This is a genomic window from Kiloniellales bacterium (assembly GCA_030066685.1).
Classification (GTDB): Bacteria; Pseudomonadota; Alphaproteobacteria; order Kiloniellales; family JAKSBE01; genus JAKSBE01.
Map to the genome: position 1 here is coordinate 143671 of JASJBF010000017.1, position 18409 is coordinate 162079.

At 69.2% G+C, this 18409-nt stretch carries 16 protein-coding genes; 11 read left to right on the top strand and 5 right to left on the bottom strand.

Annotation, left to right across the window (positions count from 1 at the left end):
- Positions 1–18: 18 nt before the first annotated feature.
- Both QNJ30_11370 and QNJ30_11375 read right to left on the bottom strand, forming a co-directional pair.
- The gene (locus QNJ30_11370) at positions 19–234 is read right to left on the bottom strand and encodes a DUF1150 family protein (protein MDJ0944059.1); all 216 of its coding nucleotides are present in this window, start codon (positions 232–234) and stop codon (positions 19–21) included.
- A gap of 105 nt (positions 235–339) precedes the next feature.
- Positions 340–813 (bottom strand): Hsp20 family protein, encoded by a 474-nt coding sequence (locus QNJ30_11375; protein ID MDJ0944060.1) that lies wholly within the window; start codon positions 811–813, stop codon positions 340–342.
- A 364-nt stretch (positions 814–1177) separates the two neighbouring features.
- Here QNJ30_11375 and QNJ30_11380 point away from each other — a divergent pair, with 364 nt between their 5' ends.
- The 4 genes from QNJ30_11380 (at position 1178) to QNJ30_11395 (ending at position 6571) form a co-directional block, all read left to right on the top strand.
- Positions 1178–1375 (top strand): hypothetical protein, encoded by a 198-nt coding sequence (locus QNJ30_11380; GenBank protein MDJ0944061.1) that lies wholly within the window; start codon positions 1178–1180, stop codon positions 1373–1375.
- A gap of 177 nt (positions 1376–1552) precedes the next feature.
- On the top strand, positions 1553–2755 hold the full coding sequence (locus QNJ30_11385; protein MDJ0944062.1) for a DUF2336 domain-containing protein: 1203 nt from the start codon (positions 1553–1555) through the stop codon (positions 2753–2755).
- 215 nt (positions 2756–2970) lie between these two features.
- Entirely contained in the window at positions 2971–5757 is a 2787-nt protein-coding gene (locus QNJ30_11390) for a DUF87 domain-containing protein (protein ID MDJ0944063.1), read from the top strand.
- 43 nt (positions 5758–5800) lie between these two features.
- The gene (locus QNJ30_11395) at positions 5801–6571 is read left to right on the top strand and encodes a GNAT family N-acetyltransferase (protein ID MDJ0944064.1); all 771 of its coding nucleotides are present in this window, start codon (positions 5801–5803) and stop codon (positions 6569–6571) included.
- Positions 6572–6579: 8 nt separating this feature from the next.
- Here QNJ30_11395 and QNJ30_11400 read toward each other — a convergent pair whose 3' ends face one another.
- Both QNJ30_11400 and QNJ30_11405 read right to left on the bottom strand, forming a co-directional pair.
- Complete coding sequence (locus QNJ30_11400; GenBank protein ID MDJ0944065.1) at positions 6580–8265, bottom strand: thiamine pyrophosphate-binding protein; 1686 nt, start codon at positions 8263–8265, stop codon at positions 6580–6582.
- A 426-nt stretch (positions 8266–8691) separates the two neighbouring features.
- Positions 8692–9162 carry a hypothetical protein gene (locus QNJ30_11405; GenBank protein ID MDJ0944066.1) on the bottom strand — a complete coding sequence of 157 codons (471 nt, stop codon included), beginning with the start codon at positions 9160–9162 and terminating at the stop codon, positions 8692–8694.
- A 96-nt stretch (positions 9163–9258) separates the two neighbouring features.
- Here QNJ30_11405 and QNJ30_11410 point away from each other — a divergent pair, with 96 nt between their 5' ends.
- Positions 9259–10221: a zinc metalloprotease HtpX gene (locus QNJ30_11410; GenBank protein MDJ0944067.1), complete on the top strand. Its 963-nt coding sequence runs from the start codon at positions 9259–9261 to the stop codon at positions 10219–10221.
- Positions 10222–10262: 41 nt separating this feature from the next.
- Here QNJ30_11410 and QNJ30_11415 read toward each other — a convergent pair whose 3' ends face one another.
- Positions 10263–10511 (bottom strand): hypothetical protein, encoded by a 249-nt coding sequence (locus tag QNJ30_11415; protein ID MDJ0944068.1) that lies wholly within the window; start codon positions 10509–10511, stop codon positions 10263–10265.
- Positions 10512–10681: 170 nt separating this feature from the next.
- On the opposite strand from QNJ30_11415, the gene QNJ30_11420 reads away from it, so the two are divergent.
- From QNJ30_11420 to QNJ30_11445, 6 genes are all read left to right on the top strand, one after another.
- Positions 10682–11113, top strand: coding sequence for a DUF2147 domain-containing protein (locus QNJ30_11420; protein ID MDJ0944069.1), 432 nt, complete (start codon positions 10682–10684; stop codon positions 11111–11113).
- Positions 11114–11137: 24 nt separating this feature from the next.
- Positions 11138–12499, top strand: a complete 1362-nt coding sequence (locus QNJ30_11425) for an NAD(P)/FAD-dependent oxidoreductase (protein ID MDJ0944070.1) — start codon at positions 11138–11140, stop codon at positions 12497–12499.
- Positions 12500–12568: 69 nt separating this feature from the next.
- Entirely contained in the window at positions 12569–13828 is a 1260-nt protein-coding gene (locus QNJ30_11430) for a hypothetical protein (protein ID MDJ0944071.1), read from the top strand.
- Positions 13829–13967: 139 nt separating this feature from the next.
- On the top strand, positions 13968–14711 hold the full coding sequence (locus QNJ30_11435; protein MDJ0944072.1) for an ABC transporter ATP-binding protein: 744 nt from the start codon (positions 13968–13970) through the stop codon (positions 14709–14711).
- Between the two features lie 4 nt (positions 14712–14715).
- Positions 14716–17079 (top strand): FtsX-like permease family protein, encoded by a 2364-nt coding sequence (locus QNJ30_11440; GenBank protein MDJ0944073.1) that lies wholly within the window; start codon positions 14716–14718, stop codon positions 17077–17079.
- Positions 17080–17081: 2 nt separating this feature from the next.
- Entirely contained in the window at positions 17082–18290 is a 1209-nt protein-coding gene (locus QNJ30_11445) for an HlyD family efflux transporter periplasmic adaptor subunit (GenBank protein MDJ0944074.1), read from the top strand.
- The last annotated feature ends 119 nt before the right edge of the window (positions 18291–18409 follow it).

Consider the following 18409-nt stretch of genomic DNA (forward strand, 5'->3'; position numbering starts at 1 on the left):
CGGAGACGACGGCTTGCATCAATGAACGCTGAGCGGCTCCATGTCGTTCTGCCTGATGGCGGCAATGGCGCTTTCGCGGCTCGGCAGGACCGCCAATTCGGCACCGTCGGCGGCATGGACGACGAAGACCAGTTGACCGTCGACCGTCGTCGGCTTGACGTAGGCGATATGATGCACGCCCAAGGCTGCGAGGTCCTGGGCGGTGATCTGACGGATCTGCGCGGTCGTGTTCATGATCTGTCTCTCTCCTTGAAGCGGCGACGGCCTTAGGGCCGGCTTCCGTCCCGGCCGAATCCCAGCCCGATGGGCGTTGCCCCTCGAGCCTAGGGCACAGTCCGATCAGTCGGTGTTGCCTTTCCCACCCTTGCGCGAGACGGGCTGAGCCGTGATTTTCCGGCCACCACCATCGGTCTTGATCGCGACTTGGCGGACCTTGGGCTCGACGATCGGCTGCTCGAGATCGATGTGCAGCAACCCGTTGTTTAGGCGCGCATCGACCACTTCGATGCCTTCGGCGAGGACGAAACTGCGCTGAAACTGCCGGGCGGCGATGCCGCGGTGCAGGAAGACCCGGTCCTTGTCGTCCGACTGCCGGCCGCGGATGACGAGTTGGCTATCTTCAACTAATACTTGAAGTTCATCACTTGAAAACCCGGCAACCGCGAGTGTGATCTGCAAGTGATTCTCGCTGACCTGCTCCACGTTGTAGGGCGGATATCCGTCGCCGGACGCCTTGGACACCCGGTCCAACGTTCGTTCGAAATGGTCGAAGCCCAAAAGCAGTGGGCTGTCGAAAAGAGAGAGGCGACTCATTTGCGCACGTCCTCCTCAGGATCACGAGCAAGGGCTGCGTCCACGAAAGAATCCCCGGCCCACGACGGCACCCGGAATTCGCGGCCCGCCAGAGCGGCGCCGCAGACTATCTTCATTTGGTGAGTCCCGGTGCTGCGATCAACTCTGCGCTCCAGGAGACCTCCGGCCGCCGCTTCCAGCCGGACCGAGACCGGATCGGGCGCTTCCGTGTCCGGGCGGTGACATTGCTGTAACATCCCCCCGGACGCTGCCGCGCCCGGGCTCCCGGCAAGGTTCTGTTAAGAGTTGGCGGTGTCTCCTGAACCCACGCGAGAACACGGCACAGCAGAGGTTCTGGAGCATTTTTTTGGGGGCTAAACAAGAAATGATCGGGCATAAGAAAAAAATCCTTTATACCTATCAGACGCGCATCGTCGTCTGGACCGGATTGGTCATGCAGCGCCTTGGCCGGGAGCTTCACGCCCTACAGGTAAGCCATCAGGACGCGGCCTTTCTGGCTACCGTCAAAGGCGATGCCTACCAGCACCTCCTGGTTCGCGATCCAGTTGCACTTAGAGCTTGAAATCGAAGGACTTCGAAGAAAGGGGGCGTTCGTGACATGGCTGCCCGAGCAGTATCCAGGGCTCAGCATGGCAACGAACACTTAACTCGACAAATCTAGACTGCATTTTGTGGAATGCGAGCCATGCTAGAAGCAGTCAGGACTGTCACACCGAGGACGCCAGAGCGGGTACCCGATTTGCTGACTCCCGAAGGTGTCCAAGCTTTCCTTGAGAACCCTTCGCCCGAAGCCCGGGCCGAGGCGGCGGCGGTCATCGCCCGCGAGTACGCCCAGGGCGGCTTCTCGGACTCCGAGATGGAGCTCGCCACCACCATCCTCGAGACCCTCGCCGTCGAAGGCGAGGATCTGGTCCGCGAAGCGCTCTCCGAGCACCTCAAGGACTGCGAGACCCTCCCGGTCAACCTGGTCCGTCAGCTCGCCCGCGACGCCGTCGAAGCGGTAGCGGTGCCGATCCTGCGCTGCGCCGCGGCTCTGGACGACGACGACCTGATCGAGATCGCCGGCGCCGGCCAGGTGGCGCAGCTGATCGCCATAGCAAAGCGCGACGAGGTCACGCCGGAGGTCGCCGAGGCGCTGCTGGAATCCCGGAACGAAAAGGTCGTCGGTGCCCTGCTGGGCAACAAGGCTGCGGACATCCCGGAGCCGCTGCTCAACCGCATCATCGACGAGTTCGGCAGCTTCACCTCCTTCCACAGCCTGCTGGTCGACCGGCCCTTCCTGCCCTTGACGGTGATCGCGCGGGTCCTGCTGCTGATCCCGGAAGAGATGAAGGAGCGGCTCCTCGAGCGCCACGAACTGAACGCCAAGTTCGCCCAGCTGCTGACCCGTGTCAGCCAGGAGAACTCGATCTCCCGCGACGCCTCCAAGGCGCCCAAGGCCGTCGAGGCGCCGAAGCTGGTCCAGGTGCTGAGCCAGAAGGATGGCCTGACCCCGGTTCTGGTCCTGCGGGCCCTGCTGACCGGCGACCTCGAGTTCTTCGAGTCGGCCATGGCCGTGCGCACCCAGATGACGGTGGAGCCGGCGAAGACCCTGATCTACAGCAGCTCGCCGAAGGGCTTCAAAGGGCTTTACGCGCGCAGCAACATGCCTACGGAGCTGATGCGGGCCTTCCGCATCGCGTTGGACTACATCAACGAGATCGGCCGGGACAACGCCGCCTTCTGGCGGGCCGAGGACACCCGCGAGATCGTCAAGCAGCTCGGCAACGAGTTCGACGAGGTCTGCCCGGCCGAGCTGCGCCGGCTGATCGGACGCCTGCAGCGACGCCTGACCAGCCAGAACGACAAGGACAAGCGCGGCTCCGTCGAGCTGGCCTTCTCCAAGGCCGGCAGCAAGAACCGCGGCGTGCCGCAGAAGGGTCCTCTGCGTCCGGCCAGCTGACCGGCGGCCCCGCGGCGCGGCAGCGACGCGGTGACACCGACCTCCGAAGCCCCCCGACAAGCCAGCTTTCACCAAGCCTTAAGGGTGCCTCTGCCATCATCCGGGCCTCAAGATAAGGGCCCGACAGGCCGAGGCATCGACCGTCATCCTTGCGAGATCAGAGACAGGAACAGCGACCGATGGACGCAGATCGAGGGCCAATGGCCGGAGACGACATGCCCGCCGAGTCCGGCGACAACGGCGATGACTCGGAGGCCCGGTCGCGCTCCCATCCGCTGCGTCGCCTGATCGGGCCGGAGCCCGCGGCCCCTGCGGCGCCGGAGGCGATGACCGAGTCGGACGTGCCGTCCCTGGCCAGCGTGTCCATCCGCCGCGGCGCCGGCGGCGCCAAGAGCCCCGGTCGGATGGCCGCGCAGACACCGCGCCAAGCGCCGCCGCAGGCGCCCGCCCAGGCCCCCGCCTCGGCCCCCGCCTCGGCCGCAGTCCAGACCCAGGTGCCGGCCCAGGCCCCTGTCCAGCCCCAGTCGCAGCCCCCGGCGCCCGCGCAGCCCACCGCCGAGCCGCAGCCCCGCGCGGCCGTTCCCCAGGCCGGCGGCAACGGCGTCGGCGCCGCGGCGGCCCAGGCGCCGGCTCAGGCCACGAACGGAAGCGGCCAGCCGCCGAGGCCGGCCCAGCCCCCAAGCGCGCCCAGCCAGGCAGCCTCCGCCCCGACGCCCACCTCGACGCCCCAGGACCATGCCGCGGCCCCGGCCGGCGGCAACGGCGCAAGGCCGGCCGCGCCCGAGTCCGGCGGCGTGAGCATCCGCAAGGCGGCCCCGAGCATTCGCAAGCAGCCGCCGGCCGAGGGAGCCGAAGCACCGGTCCCGAGCGACGGTGCCGCAGGCGCCGCGCCGAGCATCCGCAAGCCGGCACCCGAGGCGGCCGGCCCGGAAGCGGCGCCTTCGATCCGCCGGCCGGCGCCGCCGCCTGAGCCCAGGGAGACGCAGGAGCGCCCGATCCCGCGGCAGGCGATGGAGCCGGAGTCGGCCCCGCGCCCGGCGCCCGCGGTCGAGCGCACCGCACCCCCGGTCCGCGAGGCCCCCCCAGAAGCCAGGGCCGCCGAGGCACCGTCGATGGAATTGCCTGCTGCCGACAGGCCGGTCGAGCGGGCCCCGGCGGCGCCCGCCGAACCGCTGTGCAGCGAAGCTCCGACGTCCGAGCCGGCGCCAGAGCGGCGCCCCGAGCCGGTGCCGGAGCCGCGTCCCGAGCCGATGCCAGAGCCGCGCGCCGAGCCGCTACAGGTTCGGCAGCCCGCGCCTGAGCCAGCCCCCCAGGCGGCCACAGCCCCGGCGCCAACGCCCATGCCCAGTCCGCCGCCGATCAACGAAGGCGTCTTCGACGAAGACGGCGCCATGCGGATCGGCTACGTGATCTCGGTGTCCGGCCGCAAGGTCTACGGCGTGATGATCCCGGATTCCGACGTCGCGACCGAAGACAGCATGCTGCACCTGCAGGAGGTCTCGCAGATCGGCGACCTGGTCAAGATGCCGACCTCGCGCTCGGTCGCCTTCGGGATGATCTCCAGCCTGGAGATCCGCAACCCCTCGTCCTCGCCGCCGGCCGCGACCGACCAGCGGGTGCTCGAGATCGACCTCTTCGGCGAGGGCATCTATGACCAGAATGGCGAGTTCAAGTTCCAGCGCGGCATCTCGATCTACCCCAGCCTAGGCACCGAGATCCGCGAGACAACGCATCTGGAGCTGGCGCAGATCTACGCCAAGCCCAGCGAGTCCAACGTTCTGATCGGCTCGCTCTACCAGGACCCGGAGCTGCCGGCCTACCTTCTTGTCGACGACCTGCTGGGCAAGCACTTCGCGGTGCTTGGCACGACCGGCACCGGCAAGTCCTGCTCGACCACGGTCGTGCTGCGCTCGATCCTGGACGCCCACCCGAACGGCCACGTGGTCCTCCTCGACCCCCACAACGAGTACGGCCAGGCCTTCGACGAGTACGCCGAGGTGGTGCGCCCGGACACCCTGAACCTGCCCTTCTGGCTGCTGAACTTCGAGGAGCTGGTCGAGGTGATCTGCACCGCCGACCAGATCAGCCGCAAGGCCGAGGTCAACATCCTCAAGGAGGCGGTCTACACCGCCAAGCTGCAGTTCGTCGGCGAGAGCGAGGACGTGGTGTCCTGGCTGACCGTCGACACCCCGGTGCCCTACCGCCTGAGCTCTCTGGTGCAGCAGATCGAGGACGCCCAGGGCCAGCTCGACCGGCCCGAGGATTCCGCGCCCTATCAGCGGATCAAGGCCCGGATCCAGGCCCTGCGCGCGGACCGGCGCTACGACTTCATGTTCGCCGGCCTTTCGGTCAAGGACTCCATGGCCGAGGTTCTGTCCCGCCTGCTGCGGATCCCGGTCGAGGGCCGGCCGATTACCATCCTGCAGCTGGCCGGCGTGCCCTCGGAGATCGTCGACGTCGTGGTCTCCGTGATGTGCCGCATGGTCTTCGACTTCGCGATGTGGAGCGTCGGCCACCAGTCCGTGCCGGTGCTCCTGGTCTGCGAGGAGGCGCACCGCTACATCCCGCAGGACCAGGCGACCGGCTTCACGCCGACCCGCAAGGCCATTGCCCGGATCGCCAAGGAGGGCCGCAAATACGGCGTCTCGCTCTGCCTGGTGACCCAGCGCCCCTCGGAGCTCTCCGAGACCATCCTGTCCCAGTGCAACACCATCTTCACCCTGAGGATGAGCAACGAGCGCGACCAGGTCTTCGTACGCCGGGCCATGCCCGACAGCGCGGCCGGCATGCTGAACGCCCTGCCGGCGCTCAGGAACCAGGAGGCGATCGTTGTCGGCGAAGGCGTCACCGTGCCGATGCGGATCCGCTTCTCGGACCTCGAGTCCTTCCAGCGGCCGCAGAGCGACACGGCGATCTTCTCGGACGCCTGGGAGTACGACCAGGACCGCGGCGACGGTTTCCTGCACGACGTCGTCGACCGCTGGCGCCGTCAGAGCTACTGACCCGGCGCTTGACGCCCCGGCCCGGCAGGATTGAAGTCGGGCCATGGGCGAGGCCGAGCTTCCCGACATCGAAAAGGCGCGCTTCCTGGAAGCGCTGGCGGTCAGCGCCTGGCCCCCGGCGGCCCAGGAGCCGCTGGAGGGCTGGCAGCTGGGCTTCGACCGCGGCGCTACCCGCCGGGCCAACAGCACCTTGCCGAACCGCCTGGCGCCAGGCGCCGATGCCGAGGCGCTGATCGCCGAGGTCGAGCGCCGCTACCGCGACCGGGGCCTGGCGCCCTGCTTCAAGATCAGCCCGGCGGCGACGCCCGCCGACCTCGACCGGCGGCTGGCCGCCCGGGGCTACGACGCCGAGGGGCAGAGCCTGGTGCTGACCGCCGGGTCCGCGATTGCGGCGGGCGCCGAGGCGGCGCCCGGCGTTGATCTGCAGCTCCTGGACGCGCCGACCCCAGCCTGGTGCGCCGCCTGCTGGCCCGGGGCGGAAACGGCGGAGGCCGAGGCCCGGGCCGCGATCGCCCGGCGGATCGAGGCGCCCCGCGCCTTCGCCCTGGCCGCGATCGAAGGGAAAACGGCCGGGGCGGCGGCGATCGCCTGCCGCGACGGCTGGGCCTGCATCACCGCGGTCAACACCCTCGGCGCCTGGCGCCGGCGCGGCGTCGCCTGGACCCTGATGGCGGGTTTGACCGAGTGGGCCATGCGGCAAGCGCCCGAGGGCCTCTATCTGCAGGTGGAGGCGGACAACACGGCCGCGCGGGCGCTCTACGACCGGCTCGGCTTCAAGCTCGCCTATCCCTATCACTACCGCCGGCAGGCCTGAGGCAGGCTTCAGTCCGCCCGGGCGGCCATCGCCGCGGCACGGATCTCGCTGAGGGACTGGCGGGGCGTCAGGGCCTCCGGATCGATCCGCAGCTCGAGCAGGGCCGGCTTGCCAGCGGCCTCCGCCCGTTCGAAGGCGGCGGCGAAGTCCTCGGTCCGCTCGACGACCTCGCCGTGGGCGCCGTAGGCCCGGGCCAGGGCGGCGAAGTCCGGATTGACCAGGTCCGTGCCCAGGACCCGGCCCGGGTATTCCCGCTCCTGGTGCATGCGGATGGTGCCGTACATGCCGTTATTGACCAATAGTATAATAACGTTCAGGCGGTACTGGACCGCGGTCGCCAGCTCCTGCCCGGTCATCAGGAAGCAGCCGTCGCCGGCGAAGCAGACCACGGGCCGCTCCGGCGCCTCAGCCTTGGCCACGATGGCCGCCGGCAGGCCATAGCCCATGGAGCCGGAGGTCGGGCCGAGCTGGCTGCGGAAGCCGCCGTAGCGAAAGAAGCGGTGCAGCCAGACCGAATAGTTGCCGGCGCCGTTGGTCAGCACCGCGTCCGCCGGCAGGTGGTCGCGCAGCCAGGCCACGACCTCGGCCATCTGCAGGGCGCCGGGGCAGGGCAGTGGCCGGTTCCATTCCAGATAGTCCCGGTGGGCCGCCTCGACTTCGGCGGCCCGTGTCGGGCCCGGCGCGGCGTTGAGGCCGCGGGCGGCGGCCAAGAAGGCGCGCGGGCTGGCGTGGATCGCCAGCGCCGGCTGGTAGACCCGGCCCAGTTCCTCCGCGCCGGGGTGGATGTGGACCAGCCTCTGGCTGGGCCGCGGCGCCTCGATCAGGGTATAGCCGCCGGTCGTGATCTCGCCCAGGCGGGCGCCCAGCACCAGCAGCAGGTCGGCTGCCCGGATCCGGGCCTGCAGCTTGGGATTGATGCCGATGCCGACGTCGCCGGCGTAGTTGGGATGGCCGTTGTCGATCAGATCCTGGCAGCGGAAGGCGGCGCCGACCGGCAGCGCCTGGGCCTCGGCGAAGGCCCGCAGGTCGTCGGTCGCCTGGGCATCCCAGCCACTGCCCCCGACCAGCAGGAAGGGCCGCTCGGCCGCGGCCAGGAGCTCGCCCAGACGGCTGAGCTCGGACCCGCCGGGGTGGGTCTCGACCCTGGCGTAGGGCGCCGCGTCGGCGACCTCGACCTCGTCGGTCAGCATGTCCTCGGGCAGGGCCAGCACCACGGGGCCGGGGCGGCCCGAGGTCGCGGTGTGGAAGGCCCGGCTCAGGAACTCGGGGATCCGCGCCGCATCGTCGATCTCGGCCACCCACTTCGCCTGCTGTCCGAACATGCGCCGGTAGTCGATCTCCTGGAAGGCCTCGCGCTCGACGTGACCGCGGGCGATCTGGCCGATGAAGAGGATCATCGGCGTCGAGTCCTGGGAGGCGATGTGCAGGCCGGCGCTGGCGTTGGTCGCGCCCGGCCCGCGGGTGACGAAGCAGATGCCCGGTTCGCCGGTCAGCTTGCCCTGGGCCTCGGCCATCATCGCCGCCCCGCCTTCCTGGCGGCAGATCGTGAAGGCGATCTCCGGCACGTCGTTCAGCGCGTCCAGGACCGCCAGGTAGCTCTCGCCCGGCACACCGTAGGCGCGGGTCACGCCATGAAGCCTGAGCTGATCGACCAGCACCTTCGCGCCGCTGCGCGGGCTCTCTGCGGATGGCACCCCGGTTCCTCCTCTCGACGACCGCCTGAGGCTTACGGAGATCGCGCCGCCTTGTCTACCGCCGCTTGCGCCCGGACGGGGCGGCGCCACATGCTGGGCTCAGGACTCATAACCGTAAGGTGACGGTAGCTGCGAGATAGGTTGCTGAACGGAACGTGTGGGTGCGCCTGTCGCAGCGTGTTGCGAAGCGCCGTCAGTCTTTGAGCTAGGCGAAGAGATTCTTGACTTTTTGGACGTTGGCGGGACTAACGCCTCGCCCCTTCGGAGGGAGTGGCCTTATCCGCTCTCTCTGTTCCTCCGTGAGCCAAGGTCCGTGACGTGGATGTTCCTCCTCGCCACCTTAGAATCAAAAGAGAGTACGTTAGGAAATCTTGTTTGCGCCGATGACAGTAGTGCGGGACGAAAGTGCCACTGAGTTTTAACACCCTATGCGGCACAGAATGACGCCCGTGATTCAAGGTAGGCTGCTTGATTCGGCTCAATTTTCATCATTGTATCGCGCCACGCCTCCTGCTCGAAACTTATCAGGGCAAGTTCCCAGACACAGGCAACCACCGGCCTCGCCACAGTATCCATAGGTTCCGCCGCAGAATATTCCCGACGGTAGATGTGCTGGCAAAGCACTGAACCCTGAGCCCACCAATGCGCCGAAATTGATAAACCCACATCTCCGGGATGAATAATGACAAAGCCTAAGCCGTTGCTGTCTCCCATGGCAGCAACCCGTTCCAGCACGTCCTGCTCCAGAAACTCCTTCGCAACCGACACCATGTCGTGTGTCACCTCCTTGTCACGTGCAAGAAGGCCGTAAATCTTGAAATGAAGCGAACCCATCTCCCAGATGCCATGATCTGAAACGGCGCGCGGGTGATAGACCTCGATGGGGCCAACATCCATCATGCTTCTCCGTCAGCGGGCGCTTGCGGCACTGTAACGAGTGCCCGAAGGACGTCAATTAATGGGTCCTGAGCCTAGGAGCGGAGGGCGACAGACATGGAAGCGAGCCTCGATCCCGGGGCGCTGCGCCGGCACCGCCTTGGCAACCTGCTGCAGTCGCTGGTGCTGATCGCGGGCATGGCCGTGCTTCTGGCGGCCTGCGGCTGGATCGTCGCCGGCTGGCCCGGCGTCGCCGTGGCCGCGGGCCTGGGCGCCGTCTCCCTGGCGATCAGCGGCCGTCTGTCCCCCGGGCTCATGCTGCGGATGTTCCGGGCCCGGCCGCTGACCCGGCACGACCTGCCGGAGGTCGTCGACGCGGTCGCGATCCTGGCCGCCCGGGCCGGCCTGGAGCCGCCGCCCCGGCTCTACTACGTCGCCAGCCCGACCCTGAACGCCTTCTCGGTCGGCCAGGGACGGCAGGCGGCAGTCGCCGTGACCGGCGGCCTGCTGCAGGCAATGACCCTGCGCGAGGTGATCGCCATCCTGGCCCACGAGATCAGCCACATCCGGCACAACGACATCTGGGTCATGGGCCTGGCCGACGTGATGTCCCGGATGACCCGCTCCATGTCCTTTCTGGGGATCTTCTTCCTGATCGTCAACCTGCCCTTCGCCCTGGCCGGGGTCGCCCAGATCCCCTGGCTGCTGATCCTGCTGCTGCTCTTCGCGCCGACCCTGGGCAGCCTGCTGCAGCTCGCCCTCTCACGCACCCGCGAGTTCGAGGCCGACCGCGGCGCGGCGCGCTTGACCGGCGATCCCATCGGCCTGGCGCAGGCCCTGGAGCGGCTGGAGCGCCGGCAGGGACGCTTCTGGGAGGACATCTTCCTGGGCAGCCGCCGGATCCCCGATCCCTCGCTGCTGCGCAGCCATCCCAGGACCGAGGAGCGGATCCGGCGCTTGCTGGACCTCAGGGTGACGACGCCACCGGTCGAGACCCGGGAGACGGCGGTCCGGCCGCGCGCGCCGCTGCCCCCGCAGCCGAAGCGGCCGCGGCAGCGGATCACGGGGCTTTGGTACTAGGAACGGGCGGCGTCGGGAGGGAGGAGGGGTCTTGGCGGGCGTCAGTGCAGCGGCGTGACCGGGGCAGTGAGCTCGTCGGAGCCCCAGGCCTGATCGGCGACCCAGCTGATCGCTTCGGTCAGCTCGTCGCGGCCGAACTCCTCGGCGACGATGTCGACCGCTTCGGCAAGGCCCGCCTCGACGTTCTCCGCGTGCTGGTCCCGACCGTGCGCGCGCAGGATGTTGACGAGGATCGTCGTGTTCATGATCCACAGCGCCGCCACGCGGACGCGATAGGCTTCGTTCTCCAAGGCGTACCTTCCTGGCTTCTGCCGACAGCGGTACGGCCTAACTTGGCCGCAAGAACCTCGAAACCTTACGGCATTGCCCTTACGATGCGGTTAAGATGCCCTGTCGCGAGCCAATGTCGGACAATTTTATCCATCTATATCAATAGCATAAAGCTCGGGGAGGAAGAGCCATGGTCAAGGTCAAGCGGCTTGGGGCGCTGGCGCTCCTGGCGCTGCTCCTGCTGTCCGGACCGGCGGCCGCGGCCGAGGAGGCCGACGCCATCCTCGGCACCTATCTCAACGAGAAGCAGACCGCCCACGTCGAGATCTTCAAGGACGGCGGCGCCTACTTCGGCCGCATCGTCTGGCACAAGGAGAATCGCAAGGACTACAAGAACCCGGACCCGGCCCTGCAGGACCGGCCGCTGGTCGGCCTGGTCTTCCTCAAGGACTTCGTCTACGACCCCGAGGAGAAGGAGTGGACCGACGGCGAGGTCTACGCGCCGGACGACGGCAAGACCTACAGCGGCTATCTCTGGCTGGAGGACGGCGTCCTGAAGATGCGCGGCTACGTCGGCATCTCGCTGTTCGGCCGCACCTCCGTGCTGACGCCGCTCGAATAGCCGGCCAAACCATCGACGGGCCCGATGACCCTCAGTCCCGCACAGCAACCGCCCAGCGAGGGCGCCGAGCCCACGGCCGCCGTCGAGGACCGCTCCGAGCGCTGTCTCGTCGTCGGCGCCGGTCCGGCGGGCCTCGCCCAGGCCCGCGCCTTCAAGCGCGCCGGCATCGCCTTCGACCTGATCGAGCGGCACCGGGACCTGGGCGGTATCTGGGACATCGACAATCCCGGGACGCCGATGTACCGCTCGGCCCGCTTCATCTCCTCCAAGCGGCGCTCGGCCTTCCTCGGCTTTCCCATGCCGGCCGCCTACCCGGACTACCCCGGCCACGGCCAGATCCTGCCCTACCTCAAGCACTTCGCCGAGGCCGAGGGCCTCGCGGACGACATCGCCTTCGAGACCCGGGCCGAATGGATCGAGCCCCGGGACGACGGGCTCTGGTCGGTCCGCTTGAACCGGGGGCCGCCCCGGCTCTACCGGGGCGTGGTCTGCGCCAACGGCATGACCTGGCGCCCGCAGGCGCCGGAGATTCCCGGCCGCTTCGAGGGCGAGCTGCACCACGCGGTGAGCTACCGCGACCCGGCGGCCTTCCGAGGCCGCCGCGTGCTGGTGATCGGTGGCGGCAACACCGGCTGCGACATCGCCTGCGACCTGACCCGGCAAGCGGCCGCGACGCGCCTGAGCCTGCGCCGGGGCTATCACGTCGTCCCCCGGCATATCCTGGGACTGCCCGCGGACGTCTTCGGCGCCGCCCTGCCCGGCCTGCCGCTGCGCCTGCAGCAGGGCAGCTCCCAGGGCCTGCTGCGGCTGCTGCAGGGCAAGCGCCGGGGCTGGCCCGCGCCGGACCACCGGCTCTACGAATCCCATCCGATCATCAACTCCGAGATCCTGGACCTTGTCGAGCGCGGCGCGATCCGCGTGAAGCCGGACGTCGAGGCCTTCGAGGGCCGCGAGGTCCGCTTCGCCGACGGCAGCTGCGCGGCCTTCGATGCCGTGCTCCTGGCGACCGGCTACAAGATGGCGATACCCTTCATGGACCCAGTGCACTTCGCCTGGGAACAGGATCGGATCGCCGGCTTCCTGACCGCCTTCAACGCGCGCCACCGCGCGCTCTTCACCCTTGGCTTCCTGGCGATCAACGCCGGCGTCTTCGGCGACTTCGACCGCCTGGCGCACCTGATCGCCTGCCACCTCCGGGACCAAGAGGAGAATCCCCTGCGGGCCGAAGCCTTTCGGCGAATCGTCGCGACCGAGACGCCCGATTTGACCGGCGGCCTCGCCCTGGTGCCCTCGCCCCGCCATGCGGTCTACGCCCACCACCCGGCCTTCCGCGCCTATCTCGAGAAGCTCCGCCGCCGCATGGGCTGGCCGCCCTTTCCGGGCTAGGAGCCCGGCCTGATGCTCGGCTAGAGTTCTCGAAGAGTGCAAATGCTTGGGCTCGAAGGAAGCCGAGGAATGCCGGAAAGCCCTTCAAGAACCCTGCTCTGCGCCGTCTTCGCAGTTGCGGCCCTCGCCGTGGCGCCGACAGTGGCCAAATCCCAGGCGCTGCCGACGGGACCTGGGAAGGATCTCGTCGAGGCCGCCTGCACCGGCTGCCATCCGGTCAACCGGATCCTGCGCAGCTCGGGCTACGACCGGGCCGGCTGGGAGGAACTGATCGGCACGATGATGGATCTCTCCGATATCGTCGAGGACAGGGAGGCGATCACCGGCTACCTGGCGACGCGGTTCCCACCCAACGACCGGCGCATGCCCAAGCTGATCTCCGGCAAGACCAAGATCGCCTTCACGGAATGGGTGGTCCCGACCTTGGGGCAGCGGGCGCGCGATCCGGCCGAGGCCGGCGACGGCACGATCTGGTGGGCCGGACAGTGGGGCAATCTGATCGGCCGCATCGACCCGGCGACCGGCGCGATGACCGAGTACCCTCTGCCCGCCGGCGCCATCCCCCATTCCGTCACCATCGATATCGCGGGCGCGGTCTGGTACACGGGCAACAAGAACGGCACGCTGGGGCGGCTCGATCCGGCCAGCGGCGAGATCACGGTCTACGACATGCCAGATCCGGCGGCGCGCGATCCGCACACGGCGGTCTTCGACGCGAATGGGATCCTCTGGTTCACGCTCCAGCACAGCAACATGATCGGCCGGCTCGATCCGGCCAGCGGGGACGTGCGGCTGGTCACCGCACCGCGACCGGGCTCGCGGCCCTACGGGATCAAGATCGACGCCGAGGGCCGGCCCTGGGTCGCCTGCAATGGCGCCAACTGCCTGCTCGGTATCGATCCGGCGACGATGGCGCTCACCGAGATCGAGCTGCCGATCCCCGAGACCACGGTCCGGCGCCTCGACATCGCCGAGGACGGCATGATCTGGTACGTCAACTCCTCCCAAGGCCGGCTTGGGCGCTACGACCCGGCCAGCGGGGACATCAAGGATTGGCCCTCGCCCAGCGGGCCGAAGTCGCACCCCTACGCCATCGCGGTCGTGGACGGCGCGATCTGGTACAACGAGTCGGGCCGGCGCCCGGACGCCCTGGTGCGCTTCGACCCCGAGACCGAAAGCTTCCAGAGCTGGGCGATCCCCTCGGGCGGGGTCTACGCTGGCATCGTCCGGCACATGCGGCCGACCAAAAGCGGCGATCTGCTGATCCACCAGAGCGCCACCAACCGCATCATCCTGGTGGCGATCGAGAAATCTGCGCCGGCACAATAACATGCAGGACAGGCGTCAGCGCGACTCCCCAGCCCGGCTGATCTGAGTCAAGGCGGTCGGCCGCCAGCTTGGCTATCTGGAGGCCCTCGTCCTTGAGGCCAGGATCAGCGACCCTCACGCCCGCTTTGGAGCCGCAGCCATGACCGCTACCGCGGAAGCCCGCTCGCCGGAGAGGGCACGGAATGTGACTCTGCGCGCCCGCGGCCTGACCAAGGTCTACGGCAGCGGCGAGGTCGCGGTCCACGCCCTGCGCGGGGTCGATCTCGATCTCTACCAGTCGGAGCTCCTGGTGCTGCTCGGCGCCTCGGGCAGCGGCAAGTCGACCCTGCTCAACATCCTCGGCGGGCTGGACCGGCCGAGCGACGGCCGGGTCTGGTTCCGCGACCTGGAGCTGACGGCCTGCGGGGAGTCGGCCCTGACCCGCTACCGCCGCGACCACGTCGGCTTCGTCTTCCAGTTCTACAACCTCATGCCCAGCCTGACCGCGCTGGAGAACGTCGCCCTGGTGACCGAGATCGCGCCCGATCCGATGCGGCCGGCCGAAGCCCTGGCATTGGTCGGCCTGGAGGACCGGCTGGACCACTTCCCGGCCCAGCTCTCGGGCGGCGAGCAGCAGCGGGTCGCGATCGCCCGGGCCATCGCCAAGCGGCCCGACGTGCTGCTCTGCGACGAGCCGACCGGGGCCCTGGACAGCGCCACCGGGGTCCGGGTCCTGGAGGCCGTCGAGGCGGTCAACCGCGACCTGGGCACGACGACGGCGCTGATCACCCACAATGCGCCGATCGCGGGCATGGCCGACCGGGTCGTGCGTTTCGGCGACGGCCACATCGTCGAGGTCGCCGAGAACCCAGAGCGGCGGCCGGCCCACGAGCTGTCGTGGTAGGGCCGTGCGGGCGCTGAACCGAAAGCTGGCCCGCGACCTCTGGCGCCTGCGCGGCCAGGTGCTGGCGATCGCCCTGGTGGTCGCCTCCGGGGTGGCGGTGCTGGTCATGTCGCTGACCGCCTACGAGGCTCTGCGCGACACCGCCGAGGCCTTTTACGAGCGCCACCGCTTCGCCCAGGTCTTCGCCACGGTCAAGCGCGCACCCGAGCACCTGGCCGCACGGATCGCCGCCCTGCCCGGCGTGCAGACGGTTGAGACCCGGATCGTCGAGCTGGCGATCCTGGATATCGCCGGCTTCGAGGAGCCGGTGATCGGCACCCTGGCCTCGATCCCGGAGCGCGGCCAGCCGCTGCTGAACCGCCTGGCCCTGCGCCAGGGCCGCCTGGTGGCGCCCGACCGCCCCGACGAGGTGGTGATCAGCGAGTCCTTCTCGGAAGGCCACGGCCTGGTCCCCGGCGACCACCTCCACGCCATCATCAACGGCCACAAGCGGCGCCTCGATGTGGTCGGGGTCGCCCTCTCGCCGGAGTACGTCTACTCGATCGGCCCCGGGGCCCTGATGCCCGACGACCAGCGCTTCGGCGTGCTCTGGATGGGGCGGGAGGCCCTGGCCGCCGCCTACGACCTGGACGGCGCCTTCAACGACGTGGCGGTCTCCCTGCTGCGCGGCGCCTCGTCGGCAGAGGTCATCGACCGCGTGGACCAGATGCTGGGGCGCTATGGCGGCATCGGCGCCTTCGACCGCAAGGACCAGGTCTCGAACTGGTTCGTCGAGAACGAGTTCGATCAGCTGAAGAACCTGGCCACGATCCTGCCGACAATCTTCCTCTCGGTCGCCGCCTTCCTGACCAACATGGTGCTGAACCGCCTGATCGCGATCGAGCGCAGCGAGATCGGCCTGGTCAAGGCCTTCGGCTATTCCAGCCTGGAGATCGGCTGGCACTACATGAAGCTGGTCATGGCCATCGCCGGGCTCGGCATCGTGATCGGCTGGGGTCTCGGCTCCTGGCTGGGCAACTTCTTGACAGAGATCTTGGCCCAGCAATACCGCTTTCCCTTCATCTACTACCGTCCGGGCCCGGCGGCCTACGCCATCGGCGCCATGGTCAGCCTGGTCGCGGGCCTGCTCGGAACCTGGGGCGCGCTGCGCCGGGCCGTGGCGCTGCCGCCGGCCGAGGCGATGCAGCCGCCGGCACCGCCGCTTTACCGCAAGACCCGCCTCGGCGCGCTGGGCCTGGCACTCGGACTGGACCAGCCAACCCGGATGATCTTCCGGCAAATCCTGCGCTGGCCGCTGCGCTCGGCCATGACCGCCCTGGGCATCGCGCTGGCAGTCTCGGTCCTGATCACCTCGCTGCATTGGCGCGACGCCATCACTCACCTCGTCGAGGTCAATTTCTTCGACGCCCAGCATCAGGACTTGACCGTCGGGCTGGTCGATCCGCAATCGACCGAGGTCACCCGGGATTTCGCCCGCCTGCCCGGGGTGCTGTCGGTCGAGCCCTTCCGCAGCCTGCGGGTCCGCCTGCGCAGCGGCCCACGCGAGAAGCGCGTGTCGATCACGGGGGTCACCGCGGCGGCCCGGCTGCAGCCGCCCTACGATGCCGGCGGCCGGGTGGTGCCGGTCCCGCCGGAGGGCCTGGTGCTGTCGAAGAAGCTAGCCGAGATCCTTGAGGTCGGCCCCGGCGATGAGGTGACCGTCGAGGTCCTGGAAGGCCGCCGTCCGGTCCGGGAGGTCCCGGTCGCCGGCGTGGTCGAGACCTACATCGGGACCGCGGCCTACATGAGCCTGGCGGCGGCCAACCGCCTGATGCGCGAGCGGCCCTCGGTCGATGCCCTGCACCTGCTGGTCGACCCGAAGCGGCAGGCCGCGCTCTTCGCCGAGCTCAAGGCGCTGCCCAGGGTCTCGGCGGTGATGCTGCGCCGGGCGACGGTGGACAAGTTCTACGACACCATGGCGCGGATCATGTTCATCTTCATCAGCTTCTACGCGGTCTTCGCCTGCACCCTGGCCTTCGGCGTGGCTTACAACTCGGCGCGGATCGCGCTCTCGGAACGCGGCCGCGAGCTGGCGACCCTGCGGGTCCTGGGCATGAGCCGGCTGGAAATCTCCTATATCCTGCTCGGCGAGGTCGCCGTCCTGGTCTTCCTCGGCCTGCCGCTGGGTTGCCTCTGCGGCGCCGGTCTGGCCTGGCTGATGACCGACCTCTTCGAGACCGACCTCTACCGGGTGCCCATGTACATCGAATCCGCGACCTTCGGCTTCTCGGTGCTGATCACCCTGGCCGCGACGGTTGTCTCCGCCGCCATCGTGCGCCGGCGGGTCGACCGCCTGGACCTGGTCGCGGTCCTGAAGACACGGGAGTAGGGATGACCGTAGCGCAACGCCGGATCGTCCTCTGGGGCCTCCTGCTCGCGGTCCTGGCTGCCGGGCTGCTCTATGCCTTCCGGCCGCAGCCGGTGCCGGTCGACTTCGCCACGGTCGAGCGCGGTCCGCTTGTTGTCACCGTCGACGAGGAGGGCGAGACCCGGGTCCGCGACGTCTTCGTGCTCTCGGCGCCGATCGCCGGCCGCGCCCGGCGCATCGAGAGCGAGGTCGGCGACGCGGTCGTCGCCGGCGAGACCGTGGTGGTCGAGATCGAGCCCATCGACCCCGCCTTCCTGGACGTGCGCAGCGAGGCCCAGGCCCAGGCCGCGGTCCGCACCGCCGAGGCCGCCCGGGTTCTGGCCAGCGCCGAGCTCGAGCGAGCCCAGGCCGAGCTGGCCTTCGCCGAGGCCGAGTTGAAGCGCGCCCGGCGCCTGATCGGCCGGGGCACGATCTCGCAGCGCCGCCTGGACGAGGACGAGCGGGCTTTCAAGACCGCCAAGGCCAACCTGGCGACGGCACAGGCCGCCCTGGACATGCGCAAGGCGGAGCTGGAGCGCGCCCGCGCCGAGCTGCTGTCGCCCCTCGAGACGCGGGGCCAGACCGCGGGCTGCCCCTGCGTGGCGGTGACCGCGCCGGTCAGCGGCCGGGTCCTGAGGGTGCACCACGAGAGCGAAGGCGTGGTCGCACCCGGCGAACCCCTGATCGAGATCGGCGATCCCCGTGACCTGGAGATCGTCGCCGACCTGCTGTCGAGCGACGCGGTCAAGGTCGAGGCCGGGCAGAGGGTGCTGATCGAAGACTGGGGCGGCGGCGAGGTGCTCAACGGCCGGGTCGAGCGGGTCGAACCCTACGGCTTCACCAAGGTCTCGGCCCTGGGCATCGAGGAGCAGCGGGTCAACGTCATCATCGACTTCGCCGATCCGCCGGAGCGCTGGCAGCGTCTGGGCCACGGCTACCGCGTCGAGGCCCGGATCGTGCTCTGGGAGGGCGAGGCGGTGCTCAAGGTGCCCCTGAACGCCCTGTTCCGGGAGGGCGAGACCTGGGCCGTCTTCATCGAGACCGAAGGCCGGGCCGAGAAGCGCTTGGTCGAACCGGGTCGGCAGAACGGGCTGGAGTCCGAGATCCTCGGCGGCCTCGAGGCGGGCCAGAGGATCGTCCTGCACCCCAGCGACCGGGTGGTCGCGGGCGTCCGCCTGACCGCACGGGACTGAGCCGGGACGCAGCGTCAGGGGACCCGGACCGGCACCTCCAGGAAAACGCCGAACTCCTTGGCGAAGTTGCAGCTGACCCGGCCGTGGACCCGGCCCTGCTCGTCGTAGAAGCGGCCGCT

Excerpts from the sequence above, each read along its gene's own strand:
- QNJ30_11445 (MDJ0944074.1), top strand. The coding sequence starts at position 17,082 with ATGACCGTAGCGCAACGCCGGATCGTCCTCTGGGGCCTCCTGCTCGCG.
- QNJ30_11435 (MDJ0944072.1), top strand. The coding sequence starts at position 13,968 with ATGACCGCTACCGCGGAAGCCCGCTCGCCGGAGAGGGCACGGAATGTG.
- QNJ30_11390 (MDJ0944063.1), top strand. The coding sequence starts at position 2,971 with ATGCCCGCCGAGTCCGGCGACAACGGCGATGACTCGGAGGCCCGGTCG.
- QNJ30_11410 (MDJ0944067.1), top strand. The coding sequence starts at position 9,259 with ATGGAAGCGAGCCTCGATCCCGGGGCGCTGCGCCGGCACCGCCTTGGC.
- QNJ30_11395 (MDJ0944064.1), top strand. The coding sequence starts at position 5,801 with ATGGGCGAGGCCGAGCTTCCCGACATCGAAAAGGCGCGCTTCCTGGAA.
- QNJ30_11405 (MDJ0944066.1), bottom strand. The coding sequence starts at position 9,162 with ATGGATGTTGGCCCCATCGAGGTCTATCACCCGCGCGCCGTTTCAGAT.
- QNJ30_11380 (MDJ0944061.1), top strand. The coding sequence starts at position 1,178 with ATGATCGGGCATAAGAAAAAAATCCTTTATACCTATCAGACGCGCATC.
- QNJ30_11430 (MDJ0944071.1), top strand. The coding sequence starts at position 12,569 with ATGCCGGAAAGCCCTTCAAGAACCCTGCTCTGCGCCGTCTTCGCAGTT.
- QNJ30_11420 (MDJ0944069.1), top strand. The coding sequence starts at position 10,682 with ATGGTCAAGGTCAAGCGGCTTGGGGCGCTGGCGCTCCTGGCGCTGCTC.
- QNJ30_11370 (MDJ0944059.1), bottom strand. The coding sequence starts at position 234 with ATGAACACGACCGCGCAGATCCGTCAGATCACCGCCCAGGACCTCGCA.
- QNJ30_11425 (MDJ0944070.1), top strand. The coding sequence starts at position 11,138 with ATGACCCTCAGTCCCGCACAGCAACCGCCCAGCGAGGGCGCCGAGCCC.
- QNJ30_11375 (MDJ0944060.1), bottom strand. The coding sequence starts at position 813 with ATGAGTCGCCTCTCTCTTTTCGACAGCCCACTGCTTTTGGGCTTCGAC.